We start from the raw sequence: 17,493 nt of genomic DNA, 5'->3' as shown, positions 1-17,493 counted from the left end.
CTCAGTCCCGGCCGATGCGGTGCACCCGCTGGGTGGTCAGCTCGTAGCGGGCACCGACGATGGCCAGCGTCCCCGAGTCCACCCTGGCGGCGAGATCGGGCTCCGCCGCCAGCCGCGAACGGATGAGCCGTACGTTGGCGTCGATCGTCGCCGCGATGCGCGCGTCGCCCTCCTCGCCGTGGTCGATGGCCGGGCTGATCTGGTCGGCCACGTACTGGATGTGGTCGGGAAGTTCCTCGCCCGACTCGTCCGCCCGGACCGCCGCCGTCACGGCCCCGCACGACTGGTGGCCGAGCACCATGAGCAGCGGGATGTTCAGCTCCAGCACTCCGTACACGAGGCTGCCGAGCACGGCCTCGTCGAGGACCTGGCCCGCGCTGCGAACGGTCATCAGGTCGCCGAGGCCCTGGTCGAAGACCAGCTCCGGAGGCACCCGGGAGTCGATGCAGCCGAGCACCAGGGCGAACGGGTGCTGACTGGACGTCAGCGCCTCCCGGACGTCGGGCGTCTCATCGGGATGCCGCTCACGATATTCGCGCCACCGCCTGTTGCCCGCCGCCAGCTCCCGCAGCGCCTCCTCGGCATTGGTGGGCCGCTTGCGCACAGCTGGGATGGGGCCCGCTGCGGCCGCGGGGGAAGCACCGGCGGCAAGACCGGCGCCGAGGACCGCGGTCCCGGTGAGGGCAGTACGGAGGAGGGAGCGCCGGGCGGGCGGTGCCGCCCCTCCCGCTGGTGCGGCGGGCGTCGTCCGCTCAGGACGGACAACTCTGGGATGTACCGGGGCAATTTTCACGGAGGAAACGTATCTCCGTCTCGACGCCCCTCCCCCCAGATTGCCGAATCATGGACGACCGTTGGCGAATCCTGATCAAGCGCGGAACAGTTCTTGGCGGTTCCTGGAGAACTCCTTGCCGCTAGGCAACCGCCAAGCAACGGCCGCGCCCGCCAGCGGATCCCCTCAACCCTTAAGCGAAGCGACGAAGGCGCTCCACGCGGCAGCCGGGACCAGAAGGGCCGGGCCCTGGGGGTTCTTGGAGTCGCGGACGGGGACGATGCCGGTGGGGTGGTTGTCCACGACCTCGAGGCAGCTGCCGCCCTGGTTGCCGCTGTATGACGACTTGCGCCAGCCACTGAGTGCTGAAGCGTTAGGGAGGGGGCGCTCACTCATCGTCTTCGTAATCCTTCGCTGTTGCCCTTATCAGGGCGAGAGACTCCCTTAGCGGCAGTGCGTCGCCTAGGGCGAGAGCATAGGCGCCCTGTAGCCGTTCGACGATGGTCGGGGAGTCGTGCACCTGCCCGATGTCGATGCCTTCGGTGTAGGCAACAGGCGGCTGATCCTCGAACCACATCAAGGTCAGCATGCTCTGCATCAGAGGGTGGGTGCCCAGCCCGAACGGCAGTACATGGATGCGCACACGGTCGTTCTCGGCAAGGCGCACGAGATGCCTGAGCTGCGCCGCCATCACTGTCGGCCCGCCAACTGGGCGGCGTAGAACAGCCTCATCCAGCAAAGCCCACACTATGGGCGTTACCGGCGACTCCAGGACCTTCGCTCGCTTGAGCCGCGTGACAACAAGCCGGTCACGCTCCTCCCCACTCAGAGGGGGGAAGTCACTGCCCAGCACGGCCCGTGCATACGCCTCGGTCTGGAGGATGCCCGGCACAAAGGACAGACCGAACTCCCGGATCATCGTGGCCTGTCGCTCCAACTCCAGGGCTGCCTCGAAGTAGTCGGCGACAGCCGCATCCTCCTCCTTCCGTGGCCGGAAACATCTCAGTACGTCCCCCGTGTTCAGGGCCTGGTCCAGTCTCCGGGCGTCCTCCTCCGAAGGAACTCTGCGTCCGGCCTCGATATGGGAGACATGCGAACGCGTCATATAGGCGGCGTCGGCGAGTTGTTGTTGGGTCAGGCCGGCGGTTTCGCGCTGGGAACGCAACCATTCCCCATAGGCATTACTCACGGTCAACTCCGGTGCTACTACGGCTCCGTCACCTCGAACCTGCTGGTCAGCGTATCCGCGTCCCTCTCAGCCTGTGAGTGGATTGCTACACATCGCAATCCCTCACCGCACTGAACGGAGAACGCACCATGCACACCCCCACCCAGGCCGCGCGTCTCCTCCCCTGGGAGAGTCCGGAGGGCAAGCCCTGTTACGTCGTTGGGGACGGCACCGGGCATGTCTCGCGTCTTGCCGACGACGTGGAGCGGGTGCAGCTCGCCATGGCGGCTGACCTGATGGAATACGCCGACGACATGTTCGCCGACCGGCGCATCACTGCCGACCAACTCCTTTACGTCGGGGAGCGCTTGGCCGAGTCCCTGAGGGTTGTCCACCGCATTGCCCGCAGCCGCGGGGACCGCATCCCTCGCTGACCTGAACCCTGCAACCAGGGGCCGTCGGGGGGCGGAGTCCCCCGACACGACCTGTCGGCGGCAGCCGCAAACGAAGGGGGCGTGCCCCCACAAGCGGCGGCCTCACCCCCGCGGAGCCTTCAGCGAAGAGGTCAACCCCGCCGTCAGCACCGGCGGTTAGGGTCCGTGCATGACTGACGACCGCATGCCTCCTCGCTTCACGGGCCACACCCACGCCCGGCACGACACCACGCCCGTCCTGGAGGTCGACGGCATCCCCGTCACGGTCAGCGTCGACGCAGCCGCAACATTGTGGGTCTGCGACCTCCTCAGCGGGACCTGCACGCAGCGCCCCTTGGAACTCGACGCCGCCGGCCCGGAGGACGAGTGGTACTACGAGGTCGGCGAGTGGGACGAGGCAGACGACGAGTACGACGAGCACGACGAGGACGGGCTCAGGCCAAGGTGGCAGCTGGACGAATGGGAGATTGCCTCCGAGTTGACGGCGGCGTACCTCGGCGACCGCCCCGTGGTCGTCACCGGCGGTGGCCGGTTCGACCTGGCCGGCCCGGATCTGGAGACGATGGGCGGCGCGGTACGCGTCTGGGACCTGCACACCGGCCGGAAGATCGGAAAGACGCTGACCGGCCACGGCCTCGGAGTCACGGCCCTCACCACCGTCCCGACCCGCGACGGACTGCTCGTCGTCAGCAGCTCCGAGGAAGGGGCGCTGCGGGCCTGGGACGTGACGCGCGGTAAGCGCGTGGCGGGGATCCAGGCCAGCTACAACGGGGGAATGGGAGCGGGCCACGTCGCGGGCCGCCCCGTAGCCGTCACCGGCGGCCACGACGACTTCGTACAGGTCTGGGACCTGAACAGCGGTGAGCTGCTGGGCCGGTCGCTGACCGGTATCAAGCCGGTGGTCAGAGCCCTGGCGGCGGTCGAGATAGCGGGGCGGACGGTGGTGGCGGCCGGGGGCGACGAGAACGCCCTCCACCTGTGGGACTTGGAGACCGCCGAGCCGCTCGGCGCTCCGCTGACCGGTCACACCGACAGGATCCGCACGCTGGGAACGGCCCGGGTCGCCGACCGCGCGATAGCGGTGACCGGCAGCAACGACGGCACCAGTCGGGTGTGGGATCTGGCACGCGGCGAACAACTCGGTGCCCCGCTCCCCGGCCATCTGGAGATGGTCACCGAGCTGGCGGGCGCCCCCGTCGCCGTCACCCACGCGCTCGATGCGGGGATCAGGGTGTGGGACCTCGCCCGTGCCGTCGGCTAGATGAGCACTCAGCGCCAGGTGCTGCCCGCGAAATGGAGGTCCTCCAGTGCGTCGAGGACGACGGTGCGCTGGTACCACTCCAGCCAACGCCCGGCTTGGGCTCCCACCTCATCCAGCGCCCGCGCCTGCGCAGCGGACAGCGCGCCGACCGGGCGTTCGTGGTGGGTGGAGACCACGCCCTCGACGTGACCTGAGGGCACGACCAGCGGTGTGCTGTGGCAGCCACGGCTTCCCGCGGCCAGGATCGCCGCCCTGGCGGGTTCGTCGAAGATGGTGTCGGTGGCCACGTCAGTCACGGTGACGCGGGTGACCTGCTGCGAAGCCTGGGCGCAAGAGGTGCCGTCCTTGCCGACACGGTCGAAGAAATCCAGGAAGTCGTCGTCCAGCCCGTGGTGCTTCTCGATCCGCAGGTCGCCGGTGATCGGATCGACGAGCTGCACATTGCCCATGCCGGTCTCGGTCACCTCCATGCTGCGCCGCAGCACGGCGGAGAGCACCTCGGCGGCGTTGGCGGAGGCCGCCCGCAGTCCGGGGGCGAAGGCCAGCGGGGGAGCGGAGTGCCGCTTCCGCCCCGGGAACCATTCGTGGTCCAGGGAGCGCGGCGCCGGGACGGTCACGACGGCGGCGGCGAGGGTGCGCAGCCGTACGTTGAACCGCTGCGAGCTGGCCTCGAGCAGCGCGAACGCCGTGCCCTCGTCGGGCAGCCGGTAGCGCTCCTCCAGGACGCCCTGGGCGCGGGAGATCAGGGGGTGGGTGCGGACCTTGGCCCGCAGATGCCGCACCTCCTCGCGCAGCCGGAGCAGTTCGTCGGGCGGCGCCGCCCGGGCCGCGTCCGGAGTCTTCGTCGCGGTCGTCACCACGACTCCCATACCGTCCGGTCGGTCCGGCTGTTCGGGCCGCCTCGGCGAGGGCATCTCGACGGCCGGCCCACGAGCGGGACCGCCGCACGCGGTGGCCGCCTCGGCGACGGAGCCCACGACGGTCAGCGCGCCGTCCGTGGCCAGGTTGCTGCCGCCCGACTCATCGGTGGTGGCCAGCAGCAGCCTGCCACCGCTCTCCTCCAGGGCGCGCGCACAGCCGACCAGCGCCCGTACGCCCCCAGCGGAGATCCGCGGGACCAGCGCCAGGTCGATCACCACGGCGGCGCAGCCGGCAGCGGGCCGTACGGCTGCGTCGAGCGCCGGATGGTCGGCGTCCAACAGGTCGCCCTCCGCGCGCACCACCCACAAGCCGTCCCCGCCCGACAACCGCACCACTTCCACCCGCGCGAAGCCAGGGGCGCTCGTACTGCCCATACAGCGTCCTTTCCTTCCCCGGGATATTTGCGGCATGACAAAGGTACTCATGCGTCGGACTGCACGGCAGTTCGATCCCTGGCCGGATTTCCGACGGAATTTCCGGCGGGATACCCGGGCGGGATTCCCGGATGGGGCGGGGAAGGCGGCGGCACTCCTCTTGTCGGCGGCCGGTAGGTGTCCCACCGTACGGGCACGGACCCGGCACTCCGACACGTGGCGCCGACGCCCGCGAGGGGTCACGCCATAACGCCGTGGGAGGGGGGAAAGTGGGAGATCGCCCCACAGAGGAGAACTCCATGGCGAGACCCACGAGTTCCCGCCCCGCGCGTCGGCACGGCGCAGCCGCCGCCTCAGCCGTACTGGCCGTCGTCGGCCTGGCCCCGGCCGGGCTGACCGACCCGGCGCCAGCGACCGCAGCCCCCCGCACCGCCCCCGAAACCCCAGCGCCCGCCCCCAAATCCGCAGCGCCCGCCCCCGAAACCGCAGCGCCCGACCCCGATCTGGTCCGGGCCGTCAGCCGTGACCTCGGCCTCAGCACGGCCGAGGCCAGGACCCGGCTCGCCAACGAGGCCGAGGCGGCGGCCACCGCCGGCGCGCTGCGTACCGCGCTGGGCGACAGCTTCGCCGGGGCCCGCGTCAGCGGCCGGACGGCCGAGCGGCTGACGGTGGCGACCACGGAAGCGGGGCGGACGGCGCGCATCACCCGGGCGGGCGCCACCGCGCGCGTCGTCGCGCGTGACCTCGGCGACCTCGACCGCGTCCAGCAGGCGCTCGACCGGGCCGCCGCGCGATCGGCCCCGCAGGGCGTACCCGTCTGGTACATCGACATCGCCCGCAACGACGTCGTCGTGGAGGCCCACAGCACCTCCGCCGCGCACGCCCTCCTCGAGCGGGCGGGCGTCGGCCGGAACGCGGTGACGGTGCGCCACACCACCGCCGAGCCCCGCCCGTTCGCGGATCTGCGCGGTGGCGACACGTACTACATGAACGGCAGGGGCCGCTGCTCCGTCGGCTTCTCCGTCACCCGGGGCGGCCAGAGCGGATTCGTGACCGCGGGGCACTGCGGCACTCCGGGCACCACCACCAACGGATACGACCGGCAGCCCCAGGGCACCTTCCAAGGCTCTGCGTTCCCGGGCGCCGACCACGCGTGGGTGGCGACGAACTCCCACTGGACACCGCGCCCGCTGGTCAACGGCTACGGCCACGGCGATGTGAGGGTGGCCGGGGCCACCGAGGCGCTGGTGGGCTCGTCCGTGTGCCGTTCCGGTTCGGCCACCGGCCGGCGCTGCGGCACCATCCAGCAGCGCGACACCAGCGTGACGTACCCGCAGGGCACCGTCTTCGGGGTGGCACGCACCACCGTGTGCGCGGAGTCGGGCGACTCGGGCGGCTCGTTCATCTCCGGCAGCCAGGCCCAGGGCACGACCTCGGGTGGGACCGGCGACTGCACGTCCGGCGGCACGACGTTCTTCTACCCGCTCATCCCCGCACTCCAGGCGTACGGCCTCACCCTCGTCACCAGCGGGACCAGGTGACATTTTTCTGCGTCCGCATGTCACATCCCGCAGCCCGCCTTCCGTCGTACGGGTGACGAACCGAGAGCGCCTCGCCTGCCGCAGCCCGACGAAAGCGGCGGAGGCGTGAGAGAGGGAGCCAGAGATGACCGCACGGATGCAGAACCCCGCAGTCCTGCTGCCGGAGCTCAACCAGCACGTCCAGGGGCTGCTGAAGACCGCGTTCGGATCCGGGGTGCCGAAGACCACGCTGGAGCTGGTCCACCTGCGGGCCAGCCAGATCAACGCCTGCGGCTTCTGCGTGGACTACGGCACACGCACCGCCCGCGAGGCGGGCGAGAGCGACCAGCGGCTGCACGCGGTGGCCGCCTGGCGCGACACCCCGTACTTCACGGAGGCGGAACGCGCGGCCCTCGCGCTGACCGAGTCCGCGACCCGGCTGGCCGACCGGTCGGACGCGGTCCCGGACGAGGTGTGGGACGAGGCGGCCCGGCACTTCGACGAGAAGCAGCTCGCCGGTCTGCTGCTGATGATCGGCGTCACCAACCTGTTCAACCGGTTCAACGTGCCCGTCAAGCAGCCCTCCGACCAGACGGGCTGGTAGGACCCGCATGGGCGGGTAGAACGGCTGCCTTCCGCCGGGATCCCGCGGGCGCCACGCGCGCCCGCGGGACCCCGCTCCCGTACCGGTCTGCCCCCCGACGGCAGAATTGGCGGCGTACGGGAGAGACGAGCTCGGCGAGAGGGGCAGTGCGTGCCGGCGGAAGGCGCACCCGGCGATAGAGCCGACGGAGCGGGAGGAACCGAGGCGAACGGCCGGGGGGCCGGGCCGAACGGCCGGCCGGACGAGGTGAACGGCGCGGCGGCCGAGGCGAACGGCTGGGCGGCAGAGGGCGATGTCGTCGCGCGGGTGCTGGGCCAGTGGCGGCAGGTGCTGCCCGACCTCGACACCGAGCCGATCGGCGTCATCGGCCGCCTCACCAGGTGCGCGGCGCTGCTACGGCAGGCGTCCGACGCCCCGCTGGTCCGCGAGGGCTTCACGCGTCCCGAGTTCGACATCCTCAGCGCGCTGCGCCGCGAGGACCGCGAGCTGACCCCGGGCCGGCTGGCCCGGGAGACCTATGCCTCCGGCACGGCCGTCACCAAGCGGGTGCGGACGCTGGAGGAGCAGGGCCTGATCGAGCGGCGCCCGGACGCGCGGGACCGCCGGATGGCCCATCTGTCGCTGACCGCGCACGGGCGCGAGGTGGTCGACCGGATCATGCCGGAACAGGTGGCGTACGAGCGCTCACTGCTCGCGGGGCTGGGCGAGGAGCAGCGCGACGGGCTCGCCCGGATGCTGGGCGAGCTGCTGCAGCTGCTGGAGAGCCGCGAGGAGGCGAGCTCCCGGCGCTGAACCGGCGCGACCCCCGCCCTCCTCCCCGTCAGCGGGTGCCCTCGGGCCCTGCCGCTCCCTTGATCACCAAGCCCTCCAGCAGCTCCTCGGTCGCCGCGGTGATCCGCTCCACCGCCAGGTCGAAGGCCGCCTGGTTGTGCGCGGCGGGCGCGCGGAACCCCGACACCTTGCGGACGTACTGGAGCGCGGCGGCCCGCATGTCCTGCTCGGTCACGACTTCGGCGTAGGGCGGACGTAGGGTCCGGATGCTTCTGCACATACTCCCGACGGTACGTCCCGTCTCCCAGGACTCGCCTGTTCGAGTGAGGCGAGGTACGGTGAAAAAGCCGTGACGTGGGAATACGTCGCTCCGTTCCCGGAAGGGAGGGCGGGCCATGCAGACCACGACGGGGCTGCTCGGTGAACTGACCCCGGAGCAGCGAGAGCGGGTGCGCTCCCTCGGCTACGAAGTGCGCTTCGAAGCCGGGGAACGAATCTTCGAGGAGGGCTCGAAGGCCGACCGCTTCTGGATTCTGCATACCGGCTCGGCGACGCTGGCCATGCACATCCCCGGACACCGTGACGTGGCCATCGACCATGTCCGGCACGGAGAACTGCTCGGCTGGTCCTGGATGTTCCAGCCGTATGTGTGGTCCCTCGCCGCCCAGGCGGACAGCCCGGTACGCGCCCTCGAGTTCGACGCGCTCTCGGTGCGGGTGCTGTGCGAGGAGGACAAAGCGCTGGGCCTGGCGATGACCAGGACCGTTGCGGCAGTGATGGGTGACAGACTCCAGCGCTGCCGCGCCCGGCTGGTGGACCTGTTCGGCCCGTACGCCCCACAGGACCGCGCCGCGGGTCCGATCTGACCCGTACCGCGGGGACCACCGGCAGGGCTATCCGGCTTCCTGCTCCGGTACCGGCACCGCCTCTGCGGCTGCCACCGGGGCCGGGGAGCCGATGACTTCCCTCTCCTCGGGCGGATGCGCGGAGCTCTCCGGCACGGGCGCGTCGGCATCGGCCGCTTCCGCGCCGGCCCGCATCAGCGCGGCGAGGCCGTTGATGGCGCACAGGTCCGGCTCCTCCGCCACATGGACGGCCATCCCGGTGTGCTCCCGCAACTGATCGGCGAGGCCGGGCAGCAGGGCGGTGCCGCCAGCCAGCACCATGCCGCGCTCGGCGAGGTCGGCCACCAGGTCGGGCGGGCAGCGGTTCAGGACGACGCGGATGGTGTCCAGCACGCCCGTGAGCGGGGTCTGGACGGCGCCGCGTACTTCTTCCGGGTCGATGGTGACGGTGCGGGCGAGCCCGGAGACCACGTCGCGGCCCTGCACCTCGACGGTGCCGGTGCTGACGTCGTTGCCGAGGTCGCCGTTGCCGAGCAGGGCCAGATGGAGCGGGCGGACCTCCTGGCTGGGCAGCAGCAGCTCGTGCCGGTTGCGCAGGTACTGCACGACGGAGTGGTGGATGGTGTCCCCGCCCAGGCCGACCGTGCCCGCCGCCACGACAGCGCCCAGCGAGACCACCGCGACCTGCGTGGTGGTCGTCCCGCACAGCAGCACCATGGCCCCCTCGGCGCGTACCACCGGCAGCCCGCAGCCGATCGCGGCGGCGATGGGGGCCTCCACCAGTTCGACGTGGCGCGCGCCGACCCCGGACAGCGTCTCGACGGTGGCACGGCGCATCAGCGGGTCGGCGTCGTGCGGGATCGTGGCCACGGCCTGCTTCATGGTCCGGCGCCGCCGGAGGCCGTGCAGCTTGTCACCGAGGAGCGCCCGAACCATCCGCCGGGCCATCTCGATGTCCACCACGTGGCCGCCCGAGACGGGCCGGATGACCTGGATGTGCTGCGGGGTGCGGCCGTCCATCCGCTCGGCTGCCTGGCCCACCGCGATCAACGTGCCGGAGTGGGTGTTCACGGCGACGACCGACGGCTGGTCGACGATGAGCCCCGACCCCTTCGCGTAGACGCGGGTCCTGGCAGCGCCCAGGTCGACGGCGACGGAGCAGCGGGTCAGGGACTCAATGCTGGAGCAGCTCATGGCGCTCGTGTCCTTCCGGGAGCGGCTGGCGTGGACCAGGGGACCGCCCCAGGGACGGTGCCGAGGGACGGTCCACAGCTCAGCCTGTGCCGGTCCGTGACCCCGCGCGCGCCGAGCGCGTCCGGCGGGGTGACGTTCCCTCAGACGACGCTCGGTACCTGTGCTCCTTCCGTTCCGTCCTCCGTACGGCCTGCCGTGCTGCCTTCCGCGCCGTCGTCCGTCTCGCGGAACTGCGTCCGGTAAAGCTGCTCGTACCGCCCGCCGGCGGCCAGCAGTTCCTCGTGGGTGCCGCGCTCCACGATCCGGCCCTCTTCCAGTACGAGGATCTGGTCGGCGGCCCGCACGGTGGACAGCCGGTGCGCGATCACCAGGGAGGTGCGGCCCTGCAGTGCCTCGCCGAGCGCCTCCTGCACCGCGGCCTCCGAGGTGGAGTCCAGGTGTGCCGTGGCCTCGTCCAGCAGTACGACGCGGGGCCTGGCCAGCAGCAGCCGGGCGATGGTCAGCCGCTGCCGCTCGCCGCCGGAGAGCCGGTAACCACGCTCCCCGACCAGGGTGTCCAGGCCGTCCGGGAGGGCGGCGACGAGTCCGTCGAGACGGGCCCTGCGCAGCGCGGACCACAGCTCCTCGTCGGTGGCTTCGGGGCGGGGCAGCAGCAGGTTGGCGCGGATGGTGTCGTGGAAGAGATGGCCGTCCTGGGTGACCATGCCGAGCGTCTGCCGGACCGCCGCCGCGCTCAGGTCGCGGACGTCCTTGCCGGCCAGCCGTACGGCGCCGCTGTCCACGTCGTAGAGGCGGGGGACCAGCGAGGCGAGGGTGGATTTGCCCGCGCCCGAGGAGCCCACGAGGGCGATCATCTCTCCTGGTCCGGCGTGGAAGGAGATGCCGTGCAGCACTTCCTCGCCGCCCCGGGTGTCGAGCGTGGCGACCTCTTCCAGGGACGCGAGGGAGACCTTGTCGGGAGAGGGGTAGCTGAAGTGGACGTCGTCGAACTCGACGGAGACGGGCCCGGCAGGCACCTCTTCCGCGTCGGGCTTCTCCTCGATCAGCGGCTTGAGGTCGAGCACCTCGAAGACCCGCTGGAAGCTCACCAGCGCGCTCATCACCTCGACCCGTGCGCTGGCCAGCGCGGTCAGCGGCGCGTAGAGGCGGGTGAGCAGCAGCGCGAGGGACACGACGGCGCCCGGATCGAGGCTGCCGCGCAGCGCGTAGTAGCCGCCGAGCCCGTAGACGAGGGCGAGCGCGAGGGCCGCCATCAGGGTGAGCGCCGTGAAGAAGACCTCCTGCACCATCGCGGTGCGCACCCCGATGTCCCGTACGCGGTCGGCGCGGGCCGCGAACTCGGCGGACTCCTCGGCGGGGCGCCCGAACAGCTTGACCAGGGTGGCGCCGGGTGCCGAGAAGCGCTCCGTCATCTGGGTGCTCATCTGCGCGTTGTGGTCGGCCCGCTCCCGCTCCAGCCGCGCGAGCCGGGCGCCCATGCGCCGCGCGGGCAGCACGAACAGCGGCAGCAGCACCAGGGTGAGCAGGGTGATGCGCCAGGAGATGTTGAACATCACCACGAGGGTCAGCAGCAGGGTGACGAGGTTGCTGAAGACCTCCGAGAGGGTGGAGGAGAAGGCACGCTGGGCGCCGATGACATCGTTGTTGAGGCGGCTGACCAACGCACCGGTACGGGTGCGGGTGAAGAAGGCAACCGGCATCCGCTGCACATGGTCGTAGACGGCGGTACGCAGATCGAGGATGAGGCCCTCCCCGATGCGCGCGGACAGCCAGCGGGTCAGAATGCCGACCCCGGCCTCCGCCAGGGCGATGGCCGCGATCAGACCGGCCAGCATCAGCACGGTGCCGCTGGCAGCCCTCTGGTCGATCGCGTTCATCACCCGCCCGGCGAGCAGCGGTGTGGCCACCGTGAGCACGGCGAGCACGCTGCTGAGCAGCATGAACGCGACCAGCTTGCGGTGGTGGCGGTGCGCGAAGCGGACGACACGGCGGACCGTGGCCGCGGAGAAGGGGTGCTGGTCCTGGTGCGCGTGGCGCGCGTTGTAGAGCGCGTGCCAGGCGGTCATCTCCATGCTCATAGGGCGAAGCTAGAACTTGAAGGGAACTTCAAGTCAAGGGTCTGACCGGCTGTGATGAGCTCATGACCTGGCCGTGCACGTGCATCGGCACATGCATCAGTACGTGAACGAAGTTATGATCCCTGGAAGTTTGCAGTTGACGGCCTCACGGCCGTCAACTGCGGCGACCCGCACGTTCAACCACCTCAGGAGATCCAAGTGCCCGACGCGTTCAACGGCATGGCCGCCAGGGACCTGCAGGGGGTCGTGTGGAGAAAGAGCCGGTTCAGCAACTCGCAGGGTGCATGTGTGGAGTTCGCCAAACTGCCCAACGGGGATATCGCCGTTCGCAACTCGCGCTTCCCCGACGGGCCCGCGCTCGTCTACACCCCCGCGGAGGTGGAGGCGCTGCTCCTCGGCGTCAAGGACGGCGAGTTCGACGACCTGGTGGCTCACTGACCATCGATCCCTCCCGGAGCTCGCGGCCGACCCGGAACAGCGCCCAGACGATCTTTCCGGCGAGCGGGCCGGACAGTGGATGCCAGCCCCAGTTGTCGCTGAAGGAATCGACCAGGCACAGTCCGCGGCCGGACTCCGCCGTGAAGCCGGGCACCTCGAACTCCTGGAAATCCCCGGAGTCCAAGGTGCCCAACGCGTCGAACGCGTCAACGGCTTGCACGACGCCCCCGTGTCCCCCGTGACCCCCGTTTTCCCCGTGACCCCCGTGTCCGAGGGAGCTCCCGTGTCGCAGGGAGCTCCCTCGATCCATGGAGCCCCCGTACTCCATGGAGTCTTCGAGTGCCGTGCGGCCCCCGTGACCGCCGCACACCCCGTGGTCGGCACCGAGTCCCCCGCGGGCCTCCCGATGCGCGGCGGCACGTCGTACTGCCGTCACATCGGGCGGCTGATCGCTGGGGTCCCGTACGGCACAGACCAGCCGGGCCGACCAGCGCATCAGATGCAGCCGGACCGGTGGGTCGCCCTCGTCCCCCGACGCCGCCCCGTGATCGGCGCCGGGGGTGAGGCCGTGCCGCATGGCGTTGGTCACCAGTTCGGAGACCACCAGCGCCACGTCGTCGAACTCTTCGGTCAGGCCCCAGCGTCGCAGTGTCCTTCGGGTGAAGTCCCGGGCGCTGGAGACCGCTTCGTAGCGCGGCGGCAGCGCGCAGGAAGCGGAGCCGGAGACCGATGCGGCATCCGGCGAGGGGAGCCCCTGCCATAAGGGCTCCAGCACCGTCGATCCTTCGGTCCCCAACAAGGGCCACTCCTGGCGTCAGCGGCAGTGATGATCCTGCGCGGATCCTGTCGGCCGTGCTACCCCGCCTGGTGCGGGCGCCACAGCGCAACCCGCGCAGCCAACTTCCGTGCCGACGGGTCCACTTGTGCCATCCCCATGGTTCCCAATGCCCACAGCAGATGCAAGGGCAGATGCACGTGCACGAGAGACTTTCGATCGTGTGTAATCGGGCGGGCACGCAACGGAGCGCGGGGATGGCACACTTCCCTTCAAGCAGGGGTGGAGGGCTGATCGGAATGGCAGCAGAATCGGCACAGAGCGGCACCGGAGGGGCGAAGGGGGCAAACAGCTCCAGCGGCTCGATGGTCCGGCGCATCCTGCTCGGATCCCAGCTCAGGAGGCTGCGCGAGGCCCGCGGCGTCACCCGCGAGGCCGCCGGCTACTCGATCCGGGCTTCCGAGTCCAAGATCAGCCGGATGGAGCTCGGACGGGTCAGTTTCAAGGCCCGGGACGTGGAGGATCTGCTCACGCTCTACGGCGTCACCGACGACGCCGAGCGCGAGCCTCTACTCGGTCTGGCCCGGGACTCGAGCGTCGCCGGGTGGTGGCACAACTACAGCGATGTGCTGCCTGGCTGGTTCCAGACGTACGTCGGACTGGAGGGCGCCGCCTCACATATCAGTACGTACGAGGTGCAGTTCGTGCACGGCCTCCTTCAGACTGGCGAGTACGCACACGCCGTCGTCACCGCCGGGCACCGCAATCCGCTCGCCGAGGAGGAGGTCGAACGCCGCGTCGCGCTCCGCCTGGAGCGGCAGAAGCTGCTCCTCGGTGAGAACGCCCCCGACCTGCTCTGTGTGCTGGACGATGCCGCGCTGCGCCGCCCGTTCGGCAGCAAGGCCGTCATGGAGGCCCAGCTCAGCTATCTCGCCGAGGTCTCCGAGCAGCCCAATGTGCAGCTGCACATCGTCCCGTTCGAGCTGGGCGGGCACCCCGCCGAGGCCGGTGCGTTCACCCTGCTGCGCTTCCCCGAGTCCGATCTGAGCGACATCGTCTACCTCGAACAACTCACCAGTGCCCTGTACCTGGACAAGCGGGACGAGGTTGCTCAGTACGACCAGGTGCTGCGGCGACTGGTGGATATCAGCCTTTCTCCCGAGCGCACTCGGGATCACCTTCACCGAATCCGCCAACTCCTGTGACTCGCCGGTACGATGACCAAGCAGCAGCGACTCCTTCAACCCCCAGAAGGAATGGCATGTCCTACTTCACGGATCTGGCACTCCAGTGCATAGACGGCGAGTGGCGTCCCGGCACCGGCTCTTGGGACATCATCGACTTCAACCCCTACAACGGGGAGAAGCTCGCCTCCATCACCGTCGCCACGCGCGACGAGGTCGACGAGGCGTATCGCGCGGCCGAACGCGCGCAGCGTGAGTGGGCTGCCACCAACCCGTACACCCGCAGACGGGTCTTCGAGCGGGCGATCCGGGTCATCGAGGACAGCGAGCAGCGGATCACCGAGGCCATCATCGCCGAGCTGGGCGGCACCCGGCACAAGGCGGCCTTCGAGATCCACATGGTCAAGGAGTTCTTCCGGGAGGCGCTCCAGCTCTCGCTCAACCCGCTCGGCGAGATCCTGCCGTCCTCGGTGCCCGGCAAGGAGAACCGCGTCTACCGGGACCCGGTCGGGGTCGTGGGGATCATCTCCCCGTTCAACTACCCCTTCCTGCTGGCGGTGAAGTCCGCTGCGCCCGCGCTCGCGCTGGGCAACGCCGTTCTCCTCAAGCCGCACCAGTCGACCCCGGTGTGCGGGGGCACCCTGGTCGCCAAGGTGCTGGAGGACGCCGGGCTGCCGCCGGGTCTGGTGAACGTCGTCATCACCGACAGCGCGGAGATCGGCGACACGCTGATCGAGCACCCGGTGCCCAAGGTCATCTCCTTCACCGGCTCCGACCGCGTCGGCCGCCACGTGGCCACCGTCGCCGGCCGCAACTTCAAGCGCGTCATCCTGCAACTCGGCTCCAACAGCGGCCTGGTGGTGCTGGATGACGCCGATGTGGACTACGCCGTGGACGCCGCGGTCTACAGCCGCTTCGTCAACCAGGGCCAGCTGTGCATGGCGGCCAACCGGATCATCGTCGACCGCCGCCTGGAGCCGGAGTTCACCGCGAAGTTCGTGGAGCGCGTCAGCAGGCTGGTGGTGGGCGACCCGGAGCATCCCGAGACCCATATCGGCCCGCTCATCAACTCCCGCCAGGCGGAGCGCGTCACAGCCATCGTCGAGCAGGCCCTCGCCGAGGGCGCCACGGCGCTGCTGCACGGCGCGGTCGACGGCAACCTCGTCTCGCCCAGCGTGCTCACGGACCTGCCCAAGGACTCCCCCCTGCTGCACGAGGAGATCTTCGGCCCCGTCGCACTGATCATCCCGGTGGACGGCGAGGAAGAGGCCGTGCAGGTCGCCAATGACACCCCCTACGGGCTCGCGGGCGCGGTCCACAGCGGCGACATCGAGCGCGGCATCTCGGTCGCCCGCCGGATCGAGGCGGGCATGGTGCATGTGAACGACTCGACCGTGGCGGACGAACCGATCGTCCCCTACGGCGGCGAAAAACACTCGGGCCTGGGCCGCCTCAACGGCCCCCAGGTCGTCGAAGCCTTCACCACCACCCGCTGGGTCTCCATCCAACGGGACCGCAGCGAATTCCCGTTCTGACGCTGCCCAAGCGCAGTTCAGAAGCGCAGTTCCCCGTGCCCCAAGGGGCGCGGGGAACTGCGCGCTCAGCCACATGACACCGGCACTCGGCCACCGGCCGAAAACCACAATGGCGAGTGGCCGCCATCGAGGACAGAACCTGACCGCGTGCCCCCATAGCTTGGGGTTCACCAGGCCGGGGGAGCACCCCGGGAACCCCCTCAACCGAAAGGCGGCGGCAACATGCCGGTAGTCGTCAAGGCGGAGCAGCACGGTGACGAGCGCGGAGCCCTCCTCGCCTACCTGGAGGCCCAGCGCGGCGGCATCCGGCGTGCCCTGCACGGCCTCACCGAGGAGCAGGCCCGCAGCACCCCCTCCGCCAGCGAGCTCTCGCTGGCCGGCCTGCTCAAGCACGTCACCGTGGTCGAGGAGGGCTGGCTCCGCACCTTCCGCGGGATCGAGACCAGCCAGGCGGAGGAGAAGGAGGCGTGGGAGCACAGCTTCCACCCCGCCGACGAGCAGAGCGTCGAGGCGCTGCTCGCTTACAGCGAGCGGGTCGCCGCCGAGACCGAGAAGGCGGTGGGCGAGCTCTCCTCGCTCGACGAGACCTTCGTCGTGCCGCCCGCTCCGTGGGACAAGGGCGGCGAGTTCTCCTGGCGTTGGGGCCTGCTGCACCTGATCGAGGAGTACGCGCGGCACGCCGGGCACGCCGACATCGTCCGCGAGACGATCGACGGGAAGGGCGCCTTCGACCTGGTCTTCGAGACCGGCGCGATGCCCGAGCCCGACTGGTCCGCCTTCGCGCAGGAGTGAGCTTCCGGCTGTTGGTCGCCGGTCGGGGTTTCCGTCCGCTGGTCAAACTTGAATAGACTGGGCGGAAGACGAACGATCAACGGAGCAGGGGTAGCGATGTCGGCGATCCGGCTGCTGGTGCTGGGAGACGTGCGCCTGCGCGGGCGGGCGCACGGCTACCAGGTCCGCAACGACCTGGAGTTCTGGGGCGCGCACGAGTGGTCCACGGCGAAGCCGGGGTCGATCTACCACGCGCTCAAGCAGCTGGCCAAGCAGGGACTGCTGCTGGCCCACGACATCGCGCCCAGCACGGCCGGCGGTCCGCCCCGGACCGAGTACGAGATCACCGACGCGGGCGAGGCGGAGTTCTTCCGGCTGCTGCGGCATGCGCTGACCGCCACCCAGGAGAAGCAGGAGCTGCTGACCTCCGCCGTGGGTTTCCTGGTCGACCTTCCACGCGGGGAGGCCATCGATCTGCTCAAGGAGCGGGTGGCCGCGCTGGAGGGCTGGCGCAACGAGGTCACCGACAACTGGTCCCCAGAGGGCGGCACGCCCGAGGAGTGGGGCCACATCGGCGAGATCATGAAGCTGTGGGTGCACACCTGCGACAGCGACGCCGCCTGGGCCCGCGAACTGATCTCCCGGCTGGAGGACGGCGCGTTCGTCATGGCGGGTGAGGGCGAGCGTGATCTGAGCGTCCTGTCGGACCGGCAGCCGCACTGAAACGCGGCAGAGCCGCACTGAAGCCCGACAGCTCTCCCGGCTAATCAAGTTTGACTACCTTGTCGATCTGCGCTACCTTCGGCCGCCACTAGTCAACTTTGACTAATGCGCCCGGGAGGGAGACG

At 70.3% G+C, this 17,493-nt stretch carries 18 protein-coding genes and 2 pseudogenes; 11 read left to right on the top strand and 9 right to left on the bottom strand.

Features of this window, described 5'->3' with window-relative positions; genetic code table 11:
* Position 1: 1 nt before the first annotated feature.
* The 3 genes from ACTWQF_RS22920 to ACTWQF_RS22910 all read right to left on the bottom strand — a co-directional run bounded on the left by ACTWQF_RS22920 (position 2) and on the right by ACTWQF_RS22910 (position 1,961).
* Positions 2-793: a carbonic anhydrase gene (locus ACTWQF_RS22920; protein ID WP_443281501.1), complete on the bottom strand. Its 792-nt coding sequence runs from the start codon at positions 791-793 to the stop codon at positions 2-4.
* Positions 794-958: 165 nt separating this feature from the next.
* Positions 959-1,168 carry a DUF397 domain-containing protein gene (locus ACTWQF_RS22915; protein WP_443281500.1) on the bottom strand — a complete coding sequence of 70 codons (210 nt, stop codon included), beginning with the start codon at positions 1,166-1,168 and terminating at the stop codon, positions 959-961.
* Complete coding sequence (locus tag ACTWQF_RS22910) at positions 1,161-1,961, bottom strand: helix-turn-helix domain-containing protein (RefSeq protein WP_443281499.1); 801 nt, start codon at positions 1,959-1,961, stop codon at positions 1,161-1,163. The genes ACTWQF_RS22915 and ACTWQF_RS22910 overlap by 8 nt, the downstream gene beginning before the upstream one ends.
* Positions 1,962-2,089: 128 nt before the next feature.
* On the opposite strand from ACTWQF_RS22910, the gene ACTWQF_RS22905 reads away from it, so the two are divergent.
* On the top strand, positions 2,090-2,374 hold the full coding sequence (locus tag ACTWQF_RS22905; protein WP_443281498.1) for a hypothetical protein: 285 nt from the start codon (positions 2,090-2,092) through the stop codon (positions 2,372-2,374).
* 169 nt (positions 2,375-2,543) lie between these two features.
* Positions 2,544-3,635, top strand: a complete 1,092-nt coding sequence (locus ACTWQF_RS22900; RefSeq protein ID WP_443281497.1) for a hypothetical protein — start codon at positions 2,544-2,546, stop codon at positions 3,633-3,635.
* 8 nt (positions 3,636-3,643) lie between these two features.
* On the opposite strand, the gene ACTWQF_RS22895 is transcribed toward ACTWQF_RS22900, so the two are convergent.
* Positions 3,644-4,930 (bottom strand): ANTAR domain-containing protein, encoded by a 1,287-nt coding sequence (locus tag ACTWQF_RS22895; protein ID WP_443281496.1) that lies wholly within the window; start codon positions 4,928-4,930, stop codon positions 3,644-3,646.
* Between the two features lie 299 nt (positions 4,931-5,229).
* Between ACTWQF_RS22895 and ACTWQF_RS22890 the strand changes: the two genes are divergently transcribed.
* The 3 genes from ACTWQF_RS22890 (at position 5,230) to ACTWQF_RS22880 (ending at position 7,846) form a co-directional block, all read left to right on the top strand.
* Complete coding sequence (locus ACTWQF_RS22890; protein WP_443281495.1) at positions 5,230-6,471, top strand: S1 family peptidase; 1,242 nt, start codon at positions 5,230-5,232, stop codon at positions 6,469-6,471.
* A 124-nt stretch (positions 6,472-6,595) separates the two neighbouring features.
* Positions 6,596-7,054, top strand: coding sequence for a carboxymuconolactone decarboxylase family protein (locus ACTWQF_RS22885; RefSeq protein WP_443281494.1), 459 nt, complete (start codon positions 6,596-6,598; stop codon positions 7,052-7,054).
* A 246-nt stretch (positions 7,055-7,300) separates the two neighbouring features.
* Entirely contained in the window at positions 7,301-7,846 is a 546-nt protein-coding gene (locus ACTWQF_RS22880; RefSeq protein ID WP_443281542.1) for a MarR family winged helix-turn-helix transcriptional regulator, read from the top strand.
* 28 nt (positions 7,847-7,874) lie between these two features.
* Here the strand turns inward: ACTWQF_RS22880 and ACTWQF_RS22875 are convergent, their stop codons facing one another.
* Positions 7,875-8,105 carry a DUF2277 domain-containing protein gene (locus ACTWQF_RS22875; RefSeq protein WP_443281493.1) on the bottom strand — a complete coding sequence of 77 codons (231 nt, stop codon included), beginning with the start codon at positions 8,103-8,105 and terminating at the stop codon, positions 7,875-7,877.
* Positions 8,106-8,220: 115 nt separating this feature from the next.
* Here ACTWQF_RS22875 and ACTWQF_RS22870 point away from each other — a divergent pair, with 115 nt between their 5' ends.
* Complete coding sequence (locus ACTWQF_RS22870; RefSeq protein ID WP_443246393.1) at positions 8,221-8,691, top strand: Crp/Fnr family transcriptional regulator; 471 nt, start codon at positions 8,221-8,223, stop codon at positions 8,689-8,691.
* A gap of 27 nt (positions 8,692-8,718) precedes the next feature.
* On the opposite strand, the gene ACTWQF_RS22865 is transcribed toward ACTWQF_RS22870, so the two are convergent.
* Together ACTWQF_RS22865 and ACTWQF_RS22860 are read right to left on the bottom strand one after the other, a co-directional pair.
* A complete protein-coding gene (locus tag ACTWQF_RS22865) occupies positions 8,719-9,864 on the bottom strand; it encodes a rod shape-determining protein (RefSeq protein ID WP_443281492.1) in 1,146 nt (381 codons plus the stop codon).
* Between the two features lie 140 nt (positions 9,865-10,004).
* On the bottom strand, positions 10,005-11,942 hold the full coding sequence (locus tag ACTWQF_RS22860) for an ABC transporter ATP-binding protein (RefSeq protein WP_443281491.1): 1,938 nt from the start codon (positions 11,940-11,942) through the stop codon (positions 10,005-10,007).
* A 198-nt stretch (positions 11,943-12,140) separates the two neighbouring features.
* Here ACTWQF_RS22860 and ACTWQF_RS22855 point away from each other — a divergent pair, with 198 nt between their 5' ends.
* Positions 12,141-12,380, top strand: a complete 240-nt coding sequence (locus ACTWQF_RS22855) for a DUF397 domain-containing protein (RefSeq protein WP_443281490.1) — start codon at positions 12,141-12,143, stop codon at positions 12,378-12,380.
* Here ACTWQF_RS22855 and ACTWQF_RS22850 read toward each other — a convergent pair.
* Positions 12,343-12,528 (bottom strand): annotated as a pseudogene (locus ACTWQF_RS22850) (ATP-binding protein); the annotation flags it as partial. The gene ACTWQF_RS22855 and the pseudogene ACTWQF_RS22850 sit on opposite strands and share 38 nt — an antisense overlap.
* 243 nt (positions 12,529-12,771) lie before the next feature.
* A pseudogene (locus ACTWQF_RS22845) lies at positions 12,772-13,176 on the bottom strand (ATP-binding protein); the annotation flags it as partial.
* Between the two features lie 278 nt (positions 13,177-13,454).
* On the opposite strand from ACTWQF_RS22845, the gene ACTWQF_RS22840 reads away from it, so the two are divergent.
* The 4 genes from ACTWQF_RS22840 to ACTWQF_RS22825 all read left to right on the top strand — a co-directional run bounded on the left by ACTWQF_RS22840 (position 13,455) and on the right by ACTWQF_RS22825 (position 17,368).
* Positions 13,455-14,360, top strand: coding sequence for a helix-turn-helix domain-containing protein (locus tag ACTWQF_RS22840; protein ID WP_443281489.1), 906 nt, complete (start codon positions 13,455-13,457; stop codon positions 14,358-14,360).
* A 56-nt stretch (positions 14,361-14,416) separates the two neighbouring features.
* Positions 14,417-15,874: an aldehyde dehydrogenase family protein gene (locus ACTWQF_RS22835; protein WP_443281488.1), complete on the top strand. Its 1,458-nt coding sequence runs from the start codon at positions 14,417-14,419 to the stop codon at positions 15,872-15,874.
* A 222-nt stretch (positions 15,875-16,096) separates the two neighbouring features.
* A complete protein-coding gene (locus ACTWQF_RS22830; protein WP_443281487.1) occupies positions 16,097-16,666 on the top strand; it encodes a DinB family protein in 570 nt (189 codons plus the stop codon).
* A 96-nt stretch (positions 16,667-16,762) separates the two neighbouring features.
* The gene (locus ACTWQF_RS22825) at positions 16,763-17,368 is read left to right on the top strand and encodes a PadR family transcriptional regulator (protein WP_443281486.1); all 606 of its coding nucleotides are present in this window, start codon (positions 16,763-16,765) and stop codon (positions 17,366-17,368) included.
* The last annotated feature ends 125 nt before the right edge of the window (positions 17,369-17,493 follow it).

Source organism: Streptomyces sp. 8N114 (assembly GCF_052245835.1).
Classification (GTDB): domain Bacteria; phylum Actinomycetota; class Actinomycetes; order Streptomycetales; family Streptomycetaceae; genus Streptomyces.
This window is presented reverse-complemented; position numbering and strand designations above follow the sequence as displayed.